Raw genomic sequence first — 21819 nt, 5'->3', positions numbered from 1 at the left:
CTTTTCGGCATAATGATATAACTCACTTTTAGAGCGGTTCTAGGGCGAATCACCTTCTCAATTTATTGAAAAACAACACTGTTCATTACACCAAAAACCTCAAAAAAGATAAAAACTAATCAATGTCAGGCCAATGTCATTGCCAATAATTTCAATTAAAAACAGTAATTTAAATAAAAACAACACACAATTGAACAGTGTTCATCAGTGGGATTTATATCATTTTACTAACTCATACGGAAACTTTAGCAGTAAAACATGTCCAGCGAGTTGTTAGATCAATGGCTTACAAGTGCGAACTATATCGCTCAATTAGCCAATTTTGGACCAACAACTTGTGAGAGATCACCTCTCCCCCATACAACAATGATTATGGACAGCTAACTAGGACAAATAAGATGAAAAAGACTCTAATTGCTCTTTCTGTATCTGCAGCAGCTATGGCAACTGGCGTAAACGCAGCTGAACTTTACAACCAAGACGGTACTTCTCTAGAAATGGGCGGCCGTGCTGAAGCACGTCTATCTATGAAAGATGGCGACGCTCAAGACAAATCTCGCATCCGTCTAAACTTCCTTGGTAAACAAGAAATCAATGACAACCTATACGGTGTTGGTTTCTGGGAAGGTGAATTTGAGACTGCTCAAAACGGTACTGTAGACGGCGACGACAAGAGCGATCTAGAAACTCGTCTTGCTTACGCTGGTCTTGGCGGTGCTTACGGTGAGTTCGCATACGGTAAAACTGAAGGTGCACTAGGCGTTATCACTGACTTCACAGATATCATGGCTTACCACGGTAACTCTGCAGCAGACAAACTAGCTGTATCAGACCGTACAGACAACATGATGGCTTACAAAGGCCAGTTTGAAAACCTAAGCGTAAAAGCAAGCTACCGCTTCGCTGATCGTATGGAAAACAAAAACACTGGTGAGTACTACGACAACAAACAAGACGGTTACTCTCTATCTGCAATCTACGCTCTAGCTGACACTGGTCTTGAGCTAGGTGCTGGTTACGCAGATCAAGACAAAGCTAACGAGTACATGCTAGCTGCATCTTACACAATGTCTGATCTTTACTTCGCTGGTGTATTCACTGACGGCGAGAAAATGGAAGATTCAAACAACAGTAACACAGTTGATTACACTGGTTACGAGCTAGCGGGTGCTTACACTCTAGGCCAAACAGTATTTACAACATCATACAACAATGCAGAAACTAACAACGAAACTTCTGCAAACAACTTCGCTGTTGATGCTTCTTACTACTTCAAGCCTAACTTCCGTGGTTACATTTCTTACAACTTCAACCTGATTGATGCAGGTGACAAGTTTGGTTCAACTGACACTAGCAAAACAGTTGCAACTAAGATCGATGCTGAAGACGAGCTAGCTCTAGGTCTACGTTACGACTTCTAATTCCGGTCTTTGACTAGAATATCGAATGCCCGCTTTAAGCGGGCATTTTTTATACTTCATTTTAAGCAGCGCGCCTTTCTCTCGTGTCTCATTCATGAAGACATTTGAAGCATTTCTTTAGTTACCTAGCATATTGAAAGGACTTGCGTATACTCAATCACATAACTCACCTTAGAAAGTATCATTATGCGTTTACGTTGGCCCTTGCTCATATTCTCTTCATTACTTTCTGCTTTTTCACAAGCGTACCCTCATCAAGAGGTGTTGCCTGAAGGCGCCCGCATCAGTTTAGTTGCGGAAAAACTCAGTGAAAATGCTGAGCTTGACGGTGTTCATCCTACCGAACAACTGTTCCCACCAGCGAGTACATTAAAAATCGTCACCGCATTAGCCGCAAAGCTAGAACTGGGTGATAATTTCCGGTTTCGAACCAAGCTGGAAACGTCGAACTCAGATGCAGTGATTTACTTTGTCGGCGACCCAACACTCCAAACCAACGACTTAAAATCACTTCTCACTCTAGCTAAGAAAAATGGCTTAAAACGGATTAACGGTGACCTATGGCTCGATAACAGCGCATTCACTGGTTATAACCGTGCGGTGGGCTGGCCGTGGGATATCTTGGGAGTTTGCTACAGCGCTCCGGCATCGACCATCACACTCAATAACAACTGTGTACAAGCCTCTATCTATACACAAAAAGATGGTGGAACGCGGGTCTACGTACCAGAGCATCAACCTATTCGTGTCACAAGTACCGTAGAAACAGTTTCTAAAACCATTAAGAAAAGTCGTCATTGTGACTTAGGTTTAGTTGCAAATCCCGATAACAACTACAAGCTAACAGGGTGCTTGGTTGAAAGAGACAAACCATTGCCACTGAAATTTGCGGTTCAAGACCCTGAGCGTTACACCAGTCAAAGGTTGGCGACTTTGCTCAAGGAGCTCAACATTGGAGTATCAGGAAAGATTAGGGTCGGTACGGCGCCAGAAAAGCAGCGAAAGCTCATCGCAATGCATCAATCAAAGGCCTTACCAGACATTCTTGAAGATATGCTCAAAAACTCTGACAACTTGATTGCCGACACATTAACCAAAACACTTGGTGCTAAATTTTTCGTTCAGCCAGGCAGTTTTACTAACGGTACAGAAGCGATCAAGCAGATCATTTTCGCCAACACTGGTATTGATATTCGTAATGCGCGCCTAGAAGACGGCTCAGGACTTTCGCGAAATAACCGGATCTCCGCGACCAAGATGGCTGAAATGCTGCGCTATATTTGGAAGCATGAAAACGAACTCAAATTGATTGCCATCATGCCGAAATCAGGTGAATCCGGCACATTAAAGTACCGACAAAGTATGCGAAAACTTCCAATTAAAGGACAGCTGATCGCGAAAAGTGGCTCTATCTACGGGACTTACAATATGGCTGGATATGGCTTGGATAAAAATGGTCAACCTAACACCATTTTTGTTCAGTTTGTTTCAGACTACTTCCCAGAAAAACGGGACGACAACACACCTGTCATCGCCCCGATTACACATTTTGAGCAGCTTTTTTACAATGACATTGTGAACTTTAGTCAGGCAATACCTAAGAAATAGTTCACCACGTTAAAGTAAATCCACATTCCTGAAATATCGACGATAGACGCAAGAACTGGACTCACCAATACGGCTGGGTCCAACTTGCAAGCTCGTGCAATAATTGGCAACAGCCCGCCCAATGTTGTAGAAATGGTGACTTGAATGAACAGCGCAACTGCTATTGCCAGTGCGATATCGGTCAGTTCAAAGCCTCCTGTTGATTGTCCTGCACTAAATAACATAATGCGTCCAATCATCACGATAGCGATCGCTAGCGCAATAAATAGAGCGACTCGGCTCTCTTTCCACAAAACTTCTAACCATTGGCGTTTTTTTAACTCTCCAGTAGCAAGAGCACGAATCACCAAAGTTGCTGCTTGTGTTCCTGTGTTACCACCAGCAGCTGCAATCACTGGCATGTACACTGCAAGTAAAACAAGCTGACTAAGGGTGTCCTCATACTGAGCAATGATCAAGCCTGACACTATCCCTAAAAGAGCCAGTGCAATGATCCACCCAATACGCTGCTTCACGTGCCCCAAAACACTAGTCGATAAATAACCATCGGGTGTATCAACTTCAGACATATGCAGACCCAGTTGGTGAGCATAATGACGTGCGCGTTTGTCATGACCTGCTTGCTCAAGTTGAGCAATAAGACTATTCACATAGCCGACAGAGCAATGCTGTAAAATACCTACAGCCTCATCAATCGGCATAACCGTAAGCAAATGGACTTGTTGCTCTTGCTCGTACTGCAAGAATGCATTGCGAGCTGCACCAATTTCTACTTCAGAAAAGTTTGGTGTTGTTTCAATAAAAGTGTTGTTCATTACCGTCATGGCGAATCTCCCGATTGGCATTGGTAACGACCATCGACAAAGCATGAAAAAGCCACTCTCGCACGCTAAAAGTCAGACAACAATTAAGATGCACAGAGAAAACCAATGCGAATGCACTGTCTATTCAGAATGTATGAAGAAAATAACGAGAAGAAAGTTAGAAAAGATGCCTCACCACTTAGGTAAGGCGGAGATCGCCAATACCGAAGCGGGTTATTTCGCTCCCTTAATCTTACTCACCCAACGACTGGGAGGATGGTCGGTATTGTTCATGTAAATCTCCGATAGCGCTGCCATTATTGGCAGCGCAAGTATAGTAGCAAAGTTCATCAGGTATGGAAGTTTTACTTTGCCGTTTTTGCTAAATTTTCATACAAAAAAAGCGCCCTTCGGACGCTTTCATTTGCAGTCATTATGAATTACTGAATAGTAATACGAGCAAATTTACGTTTGCCTACTTGGAACACGTAAGTACCCGCTTCTGGAGCAAATTTGCTGTCCGCAATTTTTTCACCATCAATCTTCACAGCGCCCTGCTTAACCATGCGCATCGCATCTGACGATGATGGACATAAGCCTGCTTCTTTCAACAGATTACTCACTGGGCGACCTGCGTCAAAGTCAAACTCTGGCATTTCATCAGGAATTTGGTTCTTCGCAAAACGGTTTACGAATTCTTGCTCTGCTGCATCGGCATCGGCTTCACTGTGGAAACGAGCAATAATTTCTTTTGCTAGCAATACTTTGATGTCACGAGGGTTTTTGCCCGCTTCTACATCAGCTTTGAATTGAGCAATCTCTTCCAGAGGACGGAAAGAGAGCAGCTCGTAGTAGCTCCACATTAAGTCATCAGAAATAGACATGATTTTACCAAACATTTCGCTTGGCGCTTCGCTGATACCGATGTAGTTGTTTGCTGACTTAGACATCTTCTTCTCGCCATCAAGGCCCACTAGAAGCGGCATCATCAGTACAACCTGAGGTTTTTGACCGTGAGACTTTTGCAGTTCACGACCCATTAGAAGGTTGAACTTCTGGTCTGTACCACCTAATTCAACATCCGTTTCCATTGCTACTGAGTCCCAACCTTGTAGAAGTGGGTACATGAACTCATGAATAGCAATTGGCTGACCACCCGCGTAACGCTTTTTAAAGTCGTCACGCTCTAGCATACGAGCAACGGTTTGGTTTGCCGCAAGGCGAATCATACCTTCTGCGCCCAATTCAGACAGCCACTCAGAGTTAAACTGAATTTTAGTCTTTGCAGGATCGAGAATTTTGAACACTTGCTCTTTGTACGTTTCAGCGTTACGCAATACGTCTTCGCGACTTAGCGGTGGACGAGTTGTGTTTTTACCTGTTGGGTCACCAACCATTGCAGTGAAGTCACCGATTAGGAACGTCACTTCATGACCTAGTTCTTGGAACAAGCGAAGCTTATTGAAAATAACCGTATGGCCTAGGTGAATGTCAGGTGCTGTTGGATCAGCGCCCAATTTAATACGTAGAGGACGGTCTTCTTTTAGTTTTGCGATTAGCTCCTCTTCTGGAATCAGCTCTTCAACACCGCGCTTAATCTCGGCTAGTGCAGCTTCAATGCTCGCCATTCTTGTTCACTCCCACAGATTTGGCAAAAATATAATAGCTGAACATATTACTTGAATAGCGATGCATTTTGAAACACGTTAGACTAGGTAGTTGTCACTTTTTCCGTTTAATTTAGCAATCAAGTACCTCATGCATTCGATTTTTGTCCGACTTCCACTCTTGCACAAAGTATTGATCGGTTTTTTTAGTGCGCTGATTATCTTCGCGCTCTTCTTTTTACCTGATCCGCAAGACCTAGACCCGCAGCAGAGCCGATTAAAAGTTGGTCAACATTATCCTGTGCCAGTTTCCCTCGAACTCAGTGCACTAAATAGTTCATCGCCTGCGGTTCCCGCCGTGCTACGCTGGGAGACATACAAGGTAAAAAATGGCGAGAGTGCTGCCATCTTATTTAGTCGCGTAGGGCTTTCTGCTCGTCTATTACATGAACTGGTGTCATCAGACAAAGAAGTGGAAAAACAGTTAACTCGGCTTCGACCTGGTGACCGATTGCAATTTGGTTTTGACGAAAATAACAACTTGGTGCAGCTAAGAAGAACACTAAGCGCGTTCGAGACTTTTCGTATCACATTAAAAGACGGCAAGTACGTTTCTGAAGTTGATAAAAAAGAAGTCGACTTCCAGTACAACTACGCTGAAGCCACCATCAAATCAAACTTTTGGAATGCAGGAATATCTTCTGGATTAAATGGTAACCAAATCATGGAACTGGCTGGCATATTTGGTTGGGACATCGACTTTGCTTTAGATATTCGTAAAAACGACAGCTTCCGAGTACTTTACCAAGAGGAAGTGGTAGAAGGTGAAGTAATCGGCCGTGGAAAAATCATTGCTGCGATCTTTAAAAACCAAGGCGATACCTTTACCGCAATATTGGATCAGAAAAGTGGCAAGTATTACGACGAAAATGGGCGTGCAATGAAAAAAGCATTCTTACGCGCGCCGTTGGACTTCCGTCGAGTTTCGTCTAATTTCAACCCACGCCGCTTACATCCAGTGACGGGACGCGTTCGTCCTCATAGAGGCACGGACTATGCAGCACCAGTGGGCACCCCGATTTGGGCGGCTGGTGATGGCGTTGTTCAAAAATCGTCTTACAACAAATTTAATGGTAACTACGTTTTCATTAAACATAGCAATACTTACATTACCAAGTACCTGCACTTAACCAAACGTACTGTACGAGCTGGTCAACGCGTTAAGCAAGGCCAAACCATTGGTACGCTTGGCGGAACTGGCCGTGTAACTGGCCCTCACCTGCACTATGAGTTCCTTGTGAATGGTGTCCATAAAAACCCGCGCACGGTGAATTTGCCACAATCTAAATCCCTGACAGGCAAAGCGAGACAAACTTTCATGGCAAACGCGAAAATTAGCATGGACAAGCTTGAACGCTACAGCAAACTGCTAGCAATGAAGTAAGCCAGGTATTGAAAAGGGCAGCGAAGCTGCCCTTTTTGTTTTGTCGATATCATCACGATAAAGCTTACTGTTCGGAGTGATGCTCTCTCCCGAGCATAAGCAAACACGGTGTCAGAACTAACGTTAGCAAAGTCGCAAACGCCAAACCACCCGCGACAGCGGTCGCAAGCTGAGACCACCATTGAGTGCTTGGTGCGCCAAACTCCACTTTCTGATTAACTAAGTCGATGTTCATTTCTAACACCATTGGCAATAAGCCTAATATGGTGGTCACCGTCGTAAGTAAAACGGGTCTTAAACGCTGCACACCCGTACGCAAAATAGCCTCAGATTTTTCTAAGCCACGTTTACGCATCTGATTATAAGTATCGATTAAAACAATATTGTTGTTTACCACGATACCAGCCAACGCAATCACTCCAATTCCCGACATAATGATGCCAAATGGCTTTTGGAAAATAAGTAACCCGGCGAAGACACCAACGGTAGAAAACAGCACTGCACTAAGGATTAAGAAAGCTTGATAAAAGCTATTAAACTGCGTAATTAAAATCAAAGCCATCACACCAAGCGCGACAATAAAAGCATTTTGCAAGAATGCTGATGAGTTTTCCTGCTCTTCATTTTGACCCCGAATCTTATATTCAATGCCTTCCGGTAAGTCGAGCTGTTCCATTCCAGCGGCAATCTTAGGTAACTCAAGCGCCAAATTGTAACCTTCCACCATATCCGCTTTAATATTGATAACTCGATGACCGTCGACCCGACGAATAGTGTCTTGCTTATGATCTGGTTTGATTTGAGCAAAATTCGTAATCGGTACCAGACCAGCTGCCGTTTTCACTCTCAGTTGATCAAATCGACCTATGTCGCGCTTATCTTGCGGATAGCGCACCAAAATATCGACTTCTTCATCCGCATCATCGGGCAAATAATCGCCTATTTTCAAGCCGTTCGTAACAAACTGGACGGTATTCCCGACTAAAGTAGCATCCGCTGCAAAGCGAGAGGCGTCATCTCGCTGGATATCAATTTGCCAATCAATCCCTTCCTTATTAGTGGTATCACTCAAGTTGGTCAGTGCAGGATTACCATCAGCCCAATGTCGTACTTTTTTGGCTGCTTCATCTAACGCACTAACACTCAAATTTCGTGATGACACTTCAATCACGAGATCATGCTCGACAGGCGGTCCTGCGTCCGGGAATTTATACTCAAGTTCAACACCATAAAAGCGGTCTGTCGTCTCTTTTAGTTCCTCAATAATGGTTTTCACTTTGCGTCGATATTGCCAATCCACAGGCGTTATTTGAATCTGGCCAATCTCGTCCCCATTATCGCTCGATCCTGTGCGCGTGTAGACACTTTCAAACTCGTCATGACCGAGCATCACCTTCTCGATTTTGCGCATAACAACATCTTTTTCGTGAATAGACAAGTCACCATAAGAACGAACTTTAACGGTAAAAAAGGCAGGGTCCACTTCAGGGAAAAACTCTGCACCCAAGCCAGCTTTGTTGTAAGTGAAGCCGACACCTGCCGCTAGCAGTATCGCGCTGAGTAAGACTTTCCATGGATGACGAATCGCTACCGACAGAGTCTGGTAATAAAGTTTGGTAATGCCTGTCGCTTTTTCAAAGTTGCCGTTATGCAGCTCAACCATTTCTCGCTGAGCTTTCTGATTGACTACTTGAGGCTTGCCAATGATCCCACCGATGACAGGAACGAACAGTAAAGCCATCATCAGTGAAGCGGCCAAGGTAGCAATTAAAGTAAGTGGTAAGTACTTCATGAACTCACCAGTAATGTCTGGCCAGAAAAGTAACGGAGCAAACGCAGCCAATGTGGTTGCTGTGGATGCGGTAATAGGCCAGGCCATTCGCTTTGCTGCATCTCGATAAGCTTCTTTACGTGGCGTTCCTTCTTGCATGCGCCGATCTGCAAACTCTGTCACCACAATGGCACCATCCACCAACATGCCTACTGCCATAATTAAAGCAAACAGTACGACGATATTGACCGTCAGCCCAAATACCGATAACACCAACAACCCAGTCAAGAACGATCCTGGAATAGAAATCCCCACGAGAAGCGCGGTCCTAACCCCCAATATGGCAATAATGACGATAACTACGAGGATAATTGCGGATAAGATATTGTTTTGTAGATCACTGAGCATCAATTTGACATCGTCGGATTGATCCCAAGTGTATTTAACTTGCAAATTGTCGGGCCACTCGGCGCGCTTCTGTCCCTGAGCCAGTACTTCTTTTACCAGCTCAACCGTTTCAATGATGTTTTCCCCTGCCCGTTTTTTTACGTCCAAAACGATGGCAGATTCGCCATCTAAACGAGCAAAACTTTCAGGATCGCGAAATGCACGTCGTACTGTCGCCACATCGCCAAAAGTGATCACCTCTTTGCCATTCACCTTGATCGGTAGTTCAAGCACATCTTTCAGTGAATCAAAAACCGATGGGACTTTTACCGAAAAGCGTCCATACCCAGTATCGACAAACCCCGCTGCCACAACTCGGTTATTCAAGGCGATTAAATTATAGATATCCGCTTGATCGAGACCGTAGCTTTCCATCAATAGCGGATCGACAACTATCTCCACGATGTCTTCGCGATCTCCTGCGATTTCAACCTCAAGAATCTGACGGAAACTTTCCAAACGATCACGTAACGTTCTGGCAATCTGAACAATGGTTCGCTCTGGTACGGTGCCATAGAGCACAACGGTCAACACAGGCTCTTCAGATGCAAACGTGACTTCGTTTACCGTTGGCTCATCACTGTCCTCTGGTAACTTTGGCTTCGCAAGATCAACCGCATCACGCACATCTGCCATCGCTTTATCAAGATCCACTCCGACACTAAATTCCAGCGTCACCGAAGCATGACCTTCTGATGCCACAGAGGTCATCTCTTTTACGCCTTCAATAGAGCGCAACTCTTGCTCTATTGGCCGAACTAATAAACGTTCGGCATCGACGGGAGAAATGCCTTGATGCCCAACAGAAACGTAGATAATAGGAATGGTAATATCTGGGCTCGATTCCTTGGGGATAGTGACGTAAGTAATGACACCGGCAATTAAGATCATCACCAGTAATGTCAGCATGGTGCGAGCGCGGGATAACGCAGCATCAATCAGAGTGTACATAAGTGCTCCTTACTGCTCACTAGCCGCTTCAACAACTACGTCATCAACTTTATTGGCCAGTACTTGATCACCATCTCGCACAAAACCTTGTCCCAGCACGATAATGTCTGCACGCTCTCCTAACCCAGAGAGCCACACACCATCATCCTCGGCCTTAACGAGTTGAATTGGAACAAACTCAACATGCTCATTACGCAGTGTCTTGACACCTAAGTTACCTTCTTCATCTAGTGCTAACATGGCAGCCGTAATCTTTACTGCCAACACTTCACTCAAAGGCAGCTGTACTTCTGCGCTCATACCGGCAGGAATTCTTGCGTCTTGATTATCAATTTCGATTTCAATTGGAAATGTATTAGTAGAAGCAGAAGAAACACGTCCAATGTAGCGTACACGACCTTGATGATGCTGTTGGTTAATGGTTCTTACGTCGGCTTCTAGGCCTTCCTTAAGGTATTGTATATGCCGTTCACTGACATCGGCTTCAATCACTAAAGTATCCAAATCAATGACCGTCGCAATAGGATCGCCAATCCCGACAAAATCACCTAACTCAACAAAGTGGTGATCTACGATGCCATCAAATGGCGCTTTAACCTCAGTATTTCTTAAAGCCGTTTGCACGTTACTCAAATTCGCACGTGCATCTACCAACGCTGCTTGCGCTGTCGCAAATGCAACCTCACCTTGCAGTCCTCGACTTTTTAGCGATTTAGCTGCATTAAACTCTTTTTCTTTAACCAACAGCATCGCCTGGGCTCGTTTAAGTTGAATGCCAAGGTCGCGCTTATCGATGTTTGCGATCACTTGTCCCTGTTTGACCGCTTGGCCTTTCTTCATGTTAAGACTGACTATTTTACCGGCAACTTCGGCGCCAAGACGCGCTTGACGATTGGGCGCTGTTCGTCCATACAATTCAATGGTTTTACTGGTAGGTTCGGCAAGAAAAGTATCAAACATCACCTTTGCAAGTGGTGTCGTGTTCGTGGATGTTGAAGAGTTAGGATGATCATCTTGTGCTTTGAGTTGGCCGATGGTTAGCCATGCAACAAGAAGTAAGACGAGGATAAGAGATACTAGCCAAGGGCGCTCGACAACTCGGCGTCCAAAAGAAAGTCCAGACATATAAAGTCCTTTTTATTATTTCTCTGCATATCTGCGAGCGTGTGCTTTACGTGACATCCTTCTACATAAAGCACAGGCAGCCATTAGCTGCCTGTTAGGTGTTAACTACACACTGAACGATGCACCACAACCACATGTTGTCGTTGCATTTGGGTTATTTACGAAGAAGCGCGCTCCTTCCAACCCTTCAGTGTAGTCAACAATACCGCCAACGAGATATTGCAGACTCATAGGGTCTACAACCAGTGTTACACCACTGTTTACGATTGTCGTATCGCCTTCGTTTACATTTTCATCAAAAGTAAAGCCGTATTGGAAGCCGCTGCAGCCGCCGCCAGTAATGTATACGCGCAGTTTCAATGCTGGGTTTTCTTCTTCAGCAATCAATGCTTTAACGCGAGATGCTGCTGCGTCAGAAAAAGATAATGGTACGTTTACTTCGCTCACGAAGACCTCTCTCACTCGTGTAATGCGTCAAGCCTGAAGCAAGACGTCAAATTTGTGCTAATTGAGACGATTATCCAATACCTGACAAACTCGTTCAAGTATTCGCCGCCGATTCTTTATAACAGATGCGGATATATAAGATTACACTGCGAAACAACACATAAATTAAGCAAAACGTTTCTAACTTGATTATAGCTAGGTACAATGCGCTCCACTTGGTCCGAGCAATCAAAAGAGGATAACCCCATGACCAAATCATCAGAGCTGTATCAAAAAGCTCAGCAAACCATCCCTGGCGGTGTCAATTCACCAGTTCGTGCATTCAACGGCGTTGGCGGTTCTCCGCTATTTATCGAACGAGCAGACGGTCCACTGATTTTTGATGCCGATGGTAAAGCGTATATTGATTACGTTGGCTCTTGGGGTCCAATGATTCTTGGCCACAACCACGCGGTTATCCGCGAAGCAGTAATTGATGCAGCGCAACGCGGTCTCAGCTTCGGTGCGCCAACAGAACTTGAAATCGCGATGGCAGAATTAGTTTCTGAGCTTGTTCCATCAATGGAGCAAATCCGCATGGTAAGTTCTGGTACTGAAGCTACTATGAGCGCGATTCGCCTTGCACGTGGCTTCACCGGTCGCGACAAGATCATGAAATTTGAAGGTTGTTACCACGGCCACGCTGACAGCTTGCTAGTAAAAGCAGGTTCTGGTGCACTAACACTAGGTCAACCAAGCTCTCCTGGCGTTCCTGCAGATTTTGCTAAGCACACGCTAACAGCAACATTCAACGACCTAGATTCTGTACGCGAGCTATTTGCTGCTAACAAAGGCGAAATTGCTTGTATCATCGTTGAGCCAGTAGCAGGCAACATGAACTGTATTCCACCAGTGGAAGGCTTCCACGAAGGGCTACGTGAAATCTGTGATCAAGAAGGCGCGCTACTAATTTTTGATGAAGTAATGACAGGCTTCCGTGTTGCTCTAGGCGGCGCGCAAGCACACTACAACATCAAACCCGACCTAACGACACTGGGTAAAGTGATTGGTGGCGGTATGCCAGTAGGTGCTTTCGGTGGCCGTAAAGAAGTGATGCAATACGTTGCACCTACAGGCCCTGTTTACCAAGCTGGTACCCTTTCCGGTAACCCTGTCGCAATGGCAGCAGGCTACGCATGTTTGAACCTTCTAAAAGAAGAAGGCAACGAAAAGCGCCTAGCTTCTAAAACGAAACAACTTGCTGAAGGTTTTAAGTCTCTAGCAGAAAAACACGGTATTCCGCTAGTTGTTAACCAAGTGGGCGGTATGTTCGGCTTCTTCTTCACTGACCAAGAAAAAGTAACTTGCTACGAAGACGTAACGAAGTGCGATGTAGAACGCTTCAAGCGTTTCTTCCACTTAATGCTAAAACACGGTGTCTACCTTGCGCCATCTGCGTTTGAAGCGAGCTTTACTTCACTCGCTCATGGTTCAAAAGAGATTGATGCCACACTAGAAGCTGCTGACCGCTGTTTTGCTGTTCTTGCAGAAGAAGCGAAGTAATCGCTAAAAACGGCGATAACGCATTTAGAAAAGGACCGTAACGGTCCTTTTTTATTGCCAATTCAAAATAACCAATATCGCTAATACCCCAACGACAATGCCAAACCACGGTATTCGCTTAGCTTTTTTCTCGGTTTGACACTTTTTATCACCGTTGCAACAACCCATAGCTCATCTCTTGATTGATAACCGACTGATTTGTAGTCATTATAGCAAGGTACATCGCCCTGCTCTAATTCGGCATTGTCATAAGCTTGAAAGAGTTAAGAGTGCAAAGTAATAAAGGTTACACGCCATCATTGAAGGCATAAACCGTAAACGTCACCTGTAAGTTGGACTAATACCATGCCAAATAATGTAAAAATAACGTCGAGTCACCGAGTACTAATGGTTGCTTTACTCGCCGCTGCTTTTGCTTGCTACTTATTGGTTGAGCCATATATCAATTCCATTGTGATGGCTTTTATCATTTCTTTGCTCATGTTTCCGATACACGAATGGTTTGAGCAGAAAATTCCCAAGCACCCCAATATGGCGGCACTGCTGTCATGTGTCGTCTTGACGTTTATTATTGTTATCCCGCTTTTATTTGTGTTTGCCGCCATTGTTCAGCAAGGCTCTGTTTTCTCACAAAATACATATAATTGGGTTACCAATGGTGGTATCCAAGATATATTCCAACATCCTTTCGTTATCAAAGGCTTAGCGATTGTTAATGAGTACTTACCTTTTGATAAAATCGAGCCCAAAGCCATCGCTGAGAAAATTGGGCAATTTGCCACATCGTTTGGCTCTAACTTAGTTGCTATTAGCGCAAAGATTTTAGGAGACGCAACCAACTTCCTAATGAACTTCTTCCTAATGCTGTTTGTGTTGTTTTTTCTGCTTCGTGACCACGACAAAATTATCTCTGCGATTCGTCATATCCTGCCACTCTCACGTAGCCAAGAAGACCGCATATTGACAGAGATAGAGCAAGTTTCTAAATCAGCCGTAATGGGCTCATTCATGACAGCGATTGCTCAAGGTCTGGCTGGCGGTATCGGTATGTGGCTAGCAGGCTTCCCTGGGTTATTTTGGGGAACGATGATGGGCTTTGCATCATTTATTCCAGTGGTAGGAACCGCGCTAATCTGGATTCCTGCAGCAGCGTACTTGTTCTTAACAGGCGATATGACTTGGGCTATCTTCTTGACGGTGTGGAGTGTAGTTGTCGTTGGCTCTATAGATAACCTATTGCGCCCGTTGCTAATGCAAGGCAGCGCCGGCATGAATACCCTTATGATTTTCTTCTCATTACTGGGTGGTCTGCATCTGTTTGGTTTGATTGGTCTTATCTACGGCCCACTTATTTTTGCCGTGACCATGGTACTGTTTAATATCTACGAGGAAGAATTCAAAGACTTCCTTAACCAACAAGACAACAGCTAGTCGCCGCTTAATCACTTCAAGCTTGGGGCAGATTGTGCGAAAATCTGCCCCAAATTATTTCTGATGAACCAAATTTATGTCTGCTTATATCGCTCCTAGCCAAATAGCTCAGCGCCAACTTGAATACTTCAACGGAAAACACGTTTTAGTCGCTGGTGAAGTTGAAGACCTATTTCCTCTTGAGTTAGTGGCTCATTGTGAGTCTGTTGAAGTGTTTACTTCCAACTATAGCTACTACCGCCAAATTCAAACCTCTGACAAAGTGAAAAGTCATTTTGGCTCTGTGTTTGATGTTGAAACAAAAGCAGACATGGTCCTTTTATACTGGCCAAAAGCAAAAGCTGAAGCAGAATACTTGCTGGCGATGTTGATGGCGAAACTGGGCATTAACACCGAAATCGTCATCGTTGGTGAAAACCGCTCCGGCATCAAGAGCATCGAGAAGATGTTCCAAGAATACGGCCCTGTGAACAAGTACGACTCTGCTCGTCGCTGCTCATTTTACTGGGGTAATTGCCTCAATGAACCAAAACCTTTCAACCAAGCAGATTGGTTTAAGTCTTACACTGTTACACTCGGTGAGCAGTCGCTAGCGGTTAAGAGCCTACCTGGCGTATTCAGCCATGGCGAGTTCGACTTAGGTAGCCGATTGCTGCTTGAAACCTTACCTAAGCTGTCGGGCAAAGTGCTCGACTTTGGTTGTGGTGCAGGTGTACTCGGTGCGTTTATGGCGAAAGCGAATCCAGAGATCGCGATTGAGATGTGTGACATTAATGCTTATGCGATCACTTCTAGCCAAGCCACATTAGAAGCGAATGGTTTATCCGGACGCGTATTTGCATCAGATATATACTCGGATACCGCAAAAGACTACCGCTTTATCGTCAGCAACCCGCCATTCCACAGTGGTCTAGACACAAATTACAACGCAGCGGAAACCTTGTTGGGTCAGGCGCCACAATACCTAACCAAAGACGGCGAAATGGTGATTGTCGCGAATAGCTTCTTAAAATACCCACCAATTATCGAGCGGGCGTTTAATAATTGCGAGACGCTAAATAAGACCAATAAATTTTCTATCTACTACGCGAAAAAATCATAACTTCCCCCCGCGCAGACACAAACCTGCGCGATTTTTTCTCATAAATTCAACACTCATAAGAAAAACTGCGTCACCCTGCACGCTTTACAACTAACTTTCTTGTCAAAGAAAAAAAACTCGTTAATTTTGTTAATTCTATCTAGTTGAACATCTTATCCGTTTTTAACGAGAACCTCGGCAGCGAAGTATGTTTTAGAACTGCCCATTATGAGTTGTAATCTTATCCATGTTTAAATTCTACAAAAAACAGAAATTTAAGCGCCTTCAGAGTACACTGATGACCGCATTTCTGGTGCTCAGTATCACACCTCTTACCATTACTGCGATCTTTTTCTTGCAGTCCCACAGTAAAGATCTGCAAGAACAAAGCACCTCGCACTTACTGTCTGTTCGAGATACAAAACAGCAGCAAATCATCGACTACTTTGAGGCACGAGAAACCGAAGTCATGGGCTTTGTGCGCTCAGAGTTGGCTTACGCCAGTGGTGGCCGATTCTACGGTCTCGTCAATGCTTTTAGTCGTTTAGGCAATGATATTGAAGAGTCTCGTAAAAACGCCCAACAGCGCTACATCGAGGGCAGCGGAGACCAAATCAAAACCTCAACGTTACCCGAGTCATCCAACTATGTAGGAAGTGAACGTTACCGACTTTTACATAAACGCTATCATTGGGCCTACTTGGAGCTCCTCAAGCGCTCTGATTTTAATGACATTTTGCTGGTCGACATCAATGGTAACGTCACCTACTCGATCAACAAAGACGATAACTACGGAACGAACTTGTTATCAGGCCCCTACAAAGACTCGGCACTTGGCAAAACTTTCAAGCGTCTCGCCGATGATGTGACTGAACGTCGAAAAGTAAACGAAGACTACACTCCTGTGATTGTGTCTGACTTCGAGCTGGAAGGGGGTAAATCAGTCGCTTGGCTAGGTGCACCAATTGTTCAGCAAGGTTATCTACACAGCTATGCCATGTTCCGCTTGCCAAATAATGGCATCACTAAGTTAGCCGCAGACGCTAATCGAGAGTCATCCATTAACACCCTGCTGGTTGGAAATGATCACCAACCTCGCACAATTAACACGAAACAAGACGACATTAAGAACAGTTTAGAAGTGATCGATAAAGCACTCTCTGGTGCGTTTGGTGTCGGCACTTACACGAACGGCTTAGGTGAAGAAATCATCGCGGCTTATGCACCGATTGAAACTCGTGGTGTGATTTGGGCGCTCGTCGTACAGTTACCAGAAAACGAAGCTTTCGCTCGTATCCATCAACTCGAAAAACTATTCGTTATCGCTATGTTGATCGCCATTATCCTTGTGGTGATAGCTTCTCACTATTTATCAAACTTTATCACTTCTCCGTTGCTGAAATTGACTTGGGTTGCCGAAAAGGTCTCTGCAGGGGATCTTGATGACACGTCTTTTAATACGGTTCGTAAAGATGAAATTGGTCGGCTTGCGTTAAGCTTTGAACGAATGCAACGCTCTATTCGAGAGAAGATTCAAACCATTAAGAAGCAAAATGAAGAACTAGAAAGCAACATACAGATCATTCAGAAACAGAATGAAGAACTGCAATTGGCCGATAAATTAAAAGATGAGTTCTTAGCCACGACTTCTCATGAACTTCGTACACCGTTACACGGCATGGTCGGGATTGCTGAAACCTTAGCGTCCGGCGCCAATGGCGCGATCCCCGCTAGCCAGAAATATCAGCTTGATATCATCATTAAAAGTGGTCAGCGTCTCGCTAATCTAGTCGATGACTTGTTGGATTATCATAAAATGCGTTATGGAAGCATGGATATCCAGAAATCAGCAGTGAGTTTGGGCAGTGCAACACGATTGGTTTTAGAGCTTTCTAGCCATTTACTTGGAAGTAAAACCATCCGCATCATCAACCAAGTCCCTGCGGATTTAAAAGCAGTGTCAGCTGACCCGCAACGCCTTGAACAAGTGCTATATAACCTGATTGGCAATGCGATTAAATACACCTCAGAAGGTAAAATTGTTATCTCCGCTAATGTGGTAGATGATCATGTACGCGTACAAGTTGTGGATACTGGACAAGGAATTCCCGCAGAACAACTTGAACATATTTTTGAACCACTCATCCAAGCAGGGCAAGACGCGAGCCGTTATCGTCAAGGTGCAGGACTTGGGCTCTCCATTAGCCGTCAATTGATCGAATTAATGGGAGGCTCGTTATACGTCAGTAGCCAACCAATGGTCGGAACTACCTTCAGTTTCACTTTACCGCTCGCCAGTGAAGAAGAAATCCAAGCAACCCAGACTCTAGCTGCGCACGGGCACTTCCAAATTCCTGAAGTTAATGTAGAGAACAGTGAAGACTTATCACTTCCAGAGAACCCAGACGGCCCGTTACTGTATGTTGCTGACGATGAACCAGTAAACTTACGCGTGCTTGAAAGCTTTTTACGTTTAGAGGGCTATCGTGTGCGTACCGTCTCCGATGGGCCAGAAACGTTAGCGCTCGTCGAGCAAGAGAAGCCGGAACTTCTGTTATTGGATATCATGATGCCAGGCATGAGCGGCTACCAAGTTTGTAGTGAACTACGTGAAACCTATGATCATGCCGAGTTGCCAATCATTATGCTCACCGCACTCAGTCAAACAGAAGATCGTGTAAGAGGTTTTGAGGCAGGAGCCAACGACTATTTATCGAAACCATTTAATAAACAAGAGTTGGCGGCACGTATCCAAGCGCATTTAACGGCAAGTAAAGCAGAAATGCGCCATATGGAAAACAAAGTGCTAGAGTCTGAACTTAGACAGCGTGCAGTCGTTGAAGCAAGCTTACTTGAGACTCAAGGTCGTTTGTTGGAACAGCTAGAATCGGCTCCTGAAGCTATCATCTGTCTACGTGAAGACAAGCGTATTCGCTTTGCTAACGAAGCTGCTTGTAAGCTATTCAAGCGCAGCTTAGAACAGCTAAAGCGTTCATCTGCTGATGAGCTGATTGCCCCTAAATATCTGACCGTCAAACAACCTCATTACTGTGGCAAGATTGATATCTATATTGAAGATATTCGTCAGAACATCGAAGCAGACATTCTTAAGCTCCCTGAAGGTTCAGGGTTAGATATCATGTACATCTTTAATGTCGGCGGTGGAGCCAGTGCCGCTCGCATACATAATCTAGAAACCGCCGTAGAAGTGCTTTCAAGTTATGCATTTGATGGTGACAAAGACCAATTGCAAAAGCTAAAAGAGCTTGGCGGAGAATTTACGCGCCTTGCAGACAAAGCGCTCGGTAATAAAAAAGACAAGCAAGAACTTATGCGAGAAGTTCTAGTAGACGCAATGACACATGCTTTAGAGTATTGGGAATCTGTAACGGGTGAAAGTAAGTTCGCATTTGCAGAGCAAAGTGGCTTGTGGCGCGTTTATCTAGACCGTAGTACTTTGCAAACACGCACTTTAGATAAATACATGCGTATAGAAACATTACCCAAAACACCACGTTGGAGAACGGTGCTAAGCTCGATAGAGTTCATTCTCGAACACTGCAAAGAACAGAGCCCCGAGAGAGCATACATAGAAGCACAACGAGATAAACTACAGCGACTATTGACCAGCTAATATTTATCAAAAAAACTAGCCCAGCGTGCATGCTGGGCTTTTTTGTTATTCGAGTATTCCCTTCCTAGAGATAAAAGAGACCGCCTCTTCCTACCCCATTAACATATTTCCAATAACGAACATTCGGTTAGACATCGCTATCTATTGTTGGTCTTCAAAACGTACGATCTTATCCATTTAACTGGCCTTAATTAGGTAAGTTCGAGCAACCAAAAAACTTCATTCATACAATAAAAAAAGGACGACAAACGGAAGAAAACTGTCGATAAAAAAGGCCATTTTTCAGATAACAAGCGGATTTTGACGAACTATTGATAGAGATTGCGAACTTAATCACAACAGAACGGCAGATTAATTTTTAGCTGATTAATTAACACCATTTCTGCATGTGAGCGAGATCTCCGAACCTAGAAACCAAGCAAGAAACGTATATTTTAAATGGATCACCAGGTTAGTAATCACCAACACTCATTATTAACAAGGATATAAACTGCGACGCATATCAACGTTTATTTTTTGTCCCTCTACTGGTTAAAATTAGCCAAAATAACGTTTATAACGGAGAGCTCAGAGATTTTAACGTTTTTAACGGGAATCAAGTTTGATTATTTTATGGATAAGGTGTTTTCTTACTCCTGCCTAAGGCCTACAGGCCACTCTTGGCGAAACTCAATGTTGTAATGAGTAAGGCATGTACAAGAGGTAGGTCTTAGAGAGTGTTTATCAATTGATGACATTCAATTCCATTTAGTGAAATGAAAGCAAATAGTAAGGAACAGCTATGCTTGCCAATATTAAAAAAACAGCACTAGCAACAGCAATTATTGCAACGGCTACTACAGGTTTTGCATCGGTAGCTACTGCGGCTGAACGCAGTGAACTGACTATCCACCCTAAAGAGTTTACAACTTTCGTTCGTAACTTTAACCCTTTCTTGGGTGCAACTAACCTGCACACAACAACCGACTTTATTTACGAGCCGCTCGTTGTTTTTAACGAAATGCACGGTAACACGCCTGTATTTCGTCTAGCAGAAAACTTTACCATGGCTGATGACCTGATGAGCGTAACCTTCGATATCCGTAAGGGCGTAAAATGGTCTGATGGCAAAGCGTTTACCGCTGATGATGTTGTTTACTCTTTCAACCTAGTTAAAGAGAAGCCAGAGCTAGACCAATCTGGTATCAACTCTTGGGTGACTGGCGTAGAAAAAGTTAACGACTACCAAGTTAAATTCCGTCTAAGCGAAGCAAACTCAAACGTTCCTTACGAAATTGCGAAAGTACCCGTCGTACCTAAGCACGTATGGAGCAAAGTCAAAGATCCAGCAACATTCACAAACGAAAATCCAGTAGGCAGTGGTCCATTTACCGAAATCGACACTTTCACACCGCAGCTATATATCCAGTGTGAGAACCCGAATTATTGGGATGCAGACAACCTAGATGTAGACTGTCTGCGTGTGCCGCAAATCGCGAACAACGACCAATTCTTGGGCAAAATCGTTAACGGCGAAATGGACTGGACGTCTTCATTCGTACCAGACATCGACCGTACGTACGCTGCAGCAAGTCCGAATCACCACTACTGGTACCCACCAGCGGGTACTCAAGCATTTGTAGTGAACTTCAAAAACCCAGACGCTGCGAAAAACGAAGCGCTAACTAACGTTGACTTCCGTCGTGCGTTCTCTATGGCGCTAGACCGTCAAACTATCATTGATATCGCTTTCTACGGCGGCGGTACAGTGAACGACTTCGCATCTGGCCTTGGCTACGCATTCGAAGCTTGGTCTGATGAAGAGACACACAACAAGTACAAAGGCTACAACACATACAACGCGGAAGGTGCGAAAAAGCTTCTAGCTAAAGCTGGCTTCAAAGATGTAAACAAAGATGGCTTTGTGGATACACCATCTGGCAAGTCTTTCGAGCTTCTAATTCAATCACCAAACGGTTGGACTGACTTCAATAACACAGTACAACTAGCCGTTGAGCAACTAGCAGAAGTGGGCATTAAAGCTCGTGCTCGTACACCGGACTTCTCGGTATACAACCAAGCAATGCTAGAAGGTACTTACGACGTTGCTTACACCAACTACTTCCACGGTGCAGATCCACACTTGTACTGGGATAGTGGCTACAACTCGAAGCTACAAGCTGGTGACGGCATGCCTCGCTTTGCAATGCACTTCTACAAGAACGATAAGCTAGACGGTCTTCTTAACAGCTTCTACAAAACAGCAGATAAGCAAGAACAACTAGAGATCGCTCATGGCATTCAGAAGATCATTGCTCAGGACCAAGTAACTATTCCTGTGCTATCTGGCGCGTACATGTACCAATACAACACAACTCGCTTCACTGGTTGGTGGAACGAAGAAAACCCTAAGGGCCGTCCAAACATTTGGGCAGGTATCCCAGAGCGTCTACTTCACGTACTGGACCTAAAACCAGTTAAATAAGTAGAAGTTCATTTCAAGCGGCATACATCCCGTGTGCCGCCTA

At 44.4% G+C, this 21819-nt stretch carries 13 protein-coding genes; 8 read left to right on the top strand and 5 right to left on the bottom strand.

Features of this window, described 5'->3' with window-relative positions; translation table 11 throughout:
• The first annotated feature begins 398 nt into the window (after positions 1-398).
• Together R7O03_RS10660 and dacB are read left to right on the top strand one after the other, a co-directional pair.
• Positions 399-1421: a porin gene (locus tag R7O03_RS10660; RefSeq protein WP_005380064.1), complete on the top strand. Its 1023-nt coding sequence runs from the start codon at positions 399-401 to the stop codon at positions 1419-1421.
• A 186-nt stretch (positions 1422-1607) separates the two neighbouring features.
• Positions 1608-3029, top strand: coding sequence for a serine-type D-Ala-D-Ala carboxypeptidase (gene dacB, locus R7O03_RS10655; protein ID WP_017820417.1), 1422 nt, complete (start codon positions 1608-1610; stop codon positions 3027-3029).
• Here the strand turns inward: dacB and R7O03_RS10650 are convergent.
• Positions 3008-3853, bottom strand: coding sequence for a magnesium transporter (locus R7O03_RS10650; protein ID WP_005380062.1), 846 nt, complete (start codon positions 3851-3853; stop codon positions 3008-3010). The genes dacB and R7O03_RS10650 overlap by 22 nt on opposite strands.
• A gap of 419 nt (positions 3854-4272) precedes the next feature.
• The gene (gene tyrS, locus R7O03_RS10645; protein ID WP_017820416.1) at positions 4273-5460 is read right to left on the bottom strand and encodes a tyrosine--tRNA ligase; all 1188 of its coding nucleotides are present in this window, start codon (positions 5458-5460) and stop codon (positions 4273-4275) included.
• A 130-nt stretch (positions 5461-5590) separates the two neighbouring features.
• Here tyrS and R7O03_RS10640 point away from each other — a divergent pair, with 130 nt between their 5' ends.
• Entirely contained in the window at positions 5591-6883 is a 1293-nt protein-coding gene (locus tag R7O03_RS10640) for a peptidoglycan DD-metalloendopeptidase family protein (protein WP_054579093.1), read from the top strand.
• A 64-nt stretch (positions 6884-6947) separates the two neighbouring features.
• On the opposite strand, the gene vmeK is transcribed toward R7O03_RS10640, so the two are convergent.
• The 3 genes from vmeK to erpA all read right to left on the bottom strand — a co-directional run bounded on the left by vmeK (position 6948) and on the right by erpA (position 11624).
• On the bottom strand, positions 6948-10052 hold the full coding sequence (gene vmeK / locus R7O03_RS10635) for a multidrug efflux RND transporter permease subunit VmeK (RefSeq protein ID WP_318131702.1): 3105 nt from the start codon (positions 10050-10052) through the stop codon (positions 6948-6950).
• A 9-nt stretch (positions 10053-10061) separates the two neighbouring features.
• On the bottom strand, positions 10062-11177 hold the full coding sequence (locus R7O03_RS10630) for an efflux RND transporter periplasmic adaptor subunit (RefSeq protein ID WP_213894053.1): 1116 nt from the start codon (positions 11175-11177) through the stop codon (positions 10062-10064).
• Positions 11178-11282: 105 nt separating this feature from the next.
• Positions 11283-11624: an iron-sulfur cluster insertion protein ErpA gene (gene erpA / locus R7O03_RS10625; RefSeq protein WP_005380031.1), complete on the bottom strand. Its 342-nt coding sequence runs from the start codon at positions 11622-11624 to the stop codon at positions 11283-11285.
• Positions 11625-11870: 246 nt separating this feature from the next.
• On the opposite strand from erpA, the gene hemL reads away from it, so the two are divergent.
• From hemL to R7O03_RS10600, 5 genes are all read left to right on the top strand, one after another.
• On the top strand, positions 11871-13166 hold the full coding sequence (gene hemL / locus R7O03_RS10620) for a glutamate-1-semialdehyde 2,1-aminomutase (RefSeq protein WP_005380032.1): 1296 nt from the start codon (positions 11871-11873) through the stop codon (positions 13164-13166).
• Between the two features lie 345 nt (positions 13167-13511).
• Positions 13512-14597, top strand: coding sequence for an AI-2E family transporter (locus R7O03_RS10615; RefSeq protein WP_005386541.1), 1086 nt, complete (start codon positions 13512-13514; stop codon positions 14595-14597).
• 76 nt (positions 14598-14673) lie between these two features.
• Complete coding sequence (gene rsmC / locus R7O03_RS10610; protein ID WP_017820412.1) at positions 14674-15699, top strand: 16S rRNA (guanine(1207)-N(2))-methyltransferase RsmC; 1026 nt, start codon at positions 14674-14676, stop codon at positions 15697-15699.
• Between the two features lie 226 nt (positions 15700-15925).
• The gene (locus tag R7O03_RS10605; protein WP_005380036.1) at positions 15926-19312 is read left to right on the top strand and encodes a response regulator; all 3387 of its coding nucleotides are present in this window, start codon (positions 15926-15928) and stop codon (positions 19310-19312) included.
• Positions 19313-20093: 781 nt separating this feature from the next.
• Positions 20094-21776: an ABC transporter substrate-binding protein gene (locus tag R7O03_RS10600; protein ID WP_005380037.1), complete on the top strand. Its 1683-nt coding sequence runs from the start codon at positions 20094-20096 to the stop codon at positions 21774-21776.
• Positions 21777-21819 lie beyond the last annotated feature (43 nt).

The sequence above is a fragment of the Vibrio sp. Vb2960 genome (assembly GCF_033337665.1).
Lineage (GTDB): Bacteria > Pseudomonadota > Gammaproteobacteria > Enterobacterales > Vibrionaceae > Vibrio > Vibrio alginolyticus.
The sequence above is the reverse complement of the archived record's forward strand: the minus strand, read 5'-3'. Positions and strand labels throughout refer to the sequence as shown.

Bases quoted from the DNA above. Each gene is read 5' to 3' on its own strand.
- R7O03_RS10660 (WP_005380064.1), top strand. From the start codon at position 399: ATGAAAAAGACTCTAATTGCTCTTTCTGTATCTGCAGCAGCTATGGCA.
- dacB (WP_017820417.1), top strand. From the start codon at position 1,608: ATGCGTTTACGTTGGCCCTTGCTCATATTCTCTTCATTACTTTCTGCT.
- R7O03_RS10630 (WP_213894053.1), bottom strand. From the start codon at position 11,177: ATGTCTGGACTTTCTTTTGGACGCCGAGTTGTCGAGCGCCCTTGGCTA.
- R7O03_RS10650 (WP_005380062.1), bottom strand. From the start codon at position 3,853: ATGACGGTAATGAACAACACTTTTATTGAAACAACACCAAACTTTTCT.
- tyrS (WP_017820416.1), bottom strand. From the start codon at position 5,460: ATGGCGAGCATTGAAGCTGCACTAGCCGAGATTAAGCGCGGTGTTGAA.
- R7O03_RS10605 (WP_005380036.1), top strand. From the start codon at position 15,926: ATGTTTAAATTCTACAAAAAACAGAAATTTAAGCGCCTTCAGAGTACA.
- hemL (WP_005380032.1), top strand. From the start codon at position 11,871: ATGACCAAATCATCAGAGCTGTATCAAAAAGCTCAGCAAACCATCCCT.
- R7O03_RS10600 (WP_005380037.1), top strand. From the start codon at position 20,094: ATGCTTGCCAATATTAAAAAAACAGCACTAGCAACAGCAATTATTGCA.
- R7O03_RS10615 (WP_005386541.1), top strand. From the start codon at position 13,512: ATGCCAAATAATGTAAAAATAACGTCGAGTCACCGAGTACTAATGGTT.
- R7O03_RS10640 (WP_054579093.1), top strand. From the start codon at position 5,591: ATGCATTCGATTTTTGTCCGACTTCCACTCTTGCACAAAGTATTGATC.
- vmeK (WP_318131702.1), bottom strand. From the start codon at position 10,052: ATGTACACTCTGATTGATGCTGCGTTATCCCGCGCTCGCACCATGCTG.
- rsmC (WP_017820412.1), top strand. From the start codon at position 14,674: ATGTCTGCTTATATCGCTCCTAGCCAAATAGCTCAGCGCCAACTTGAA.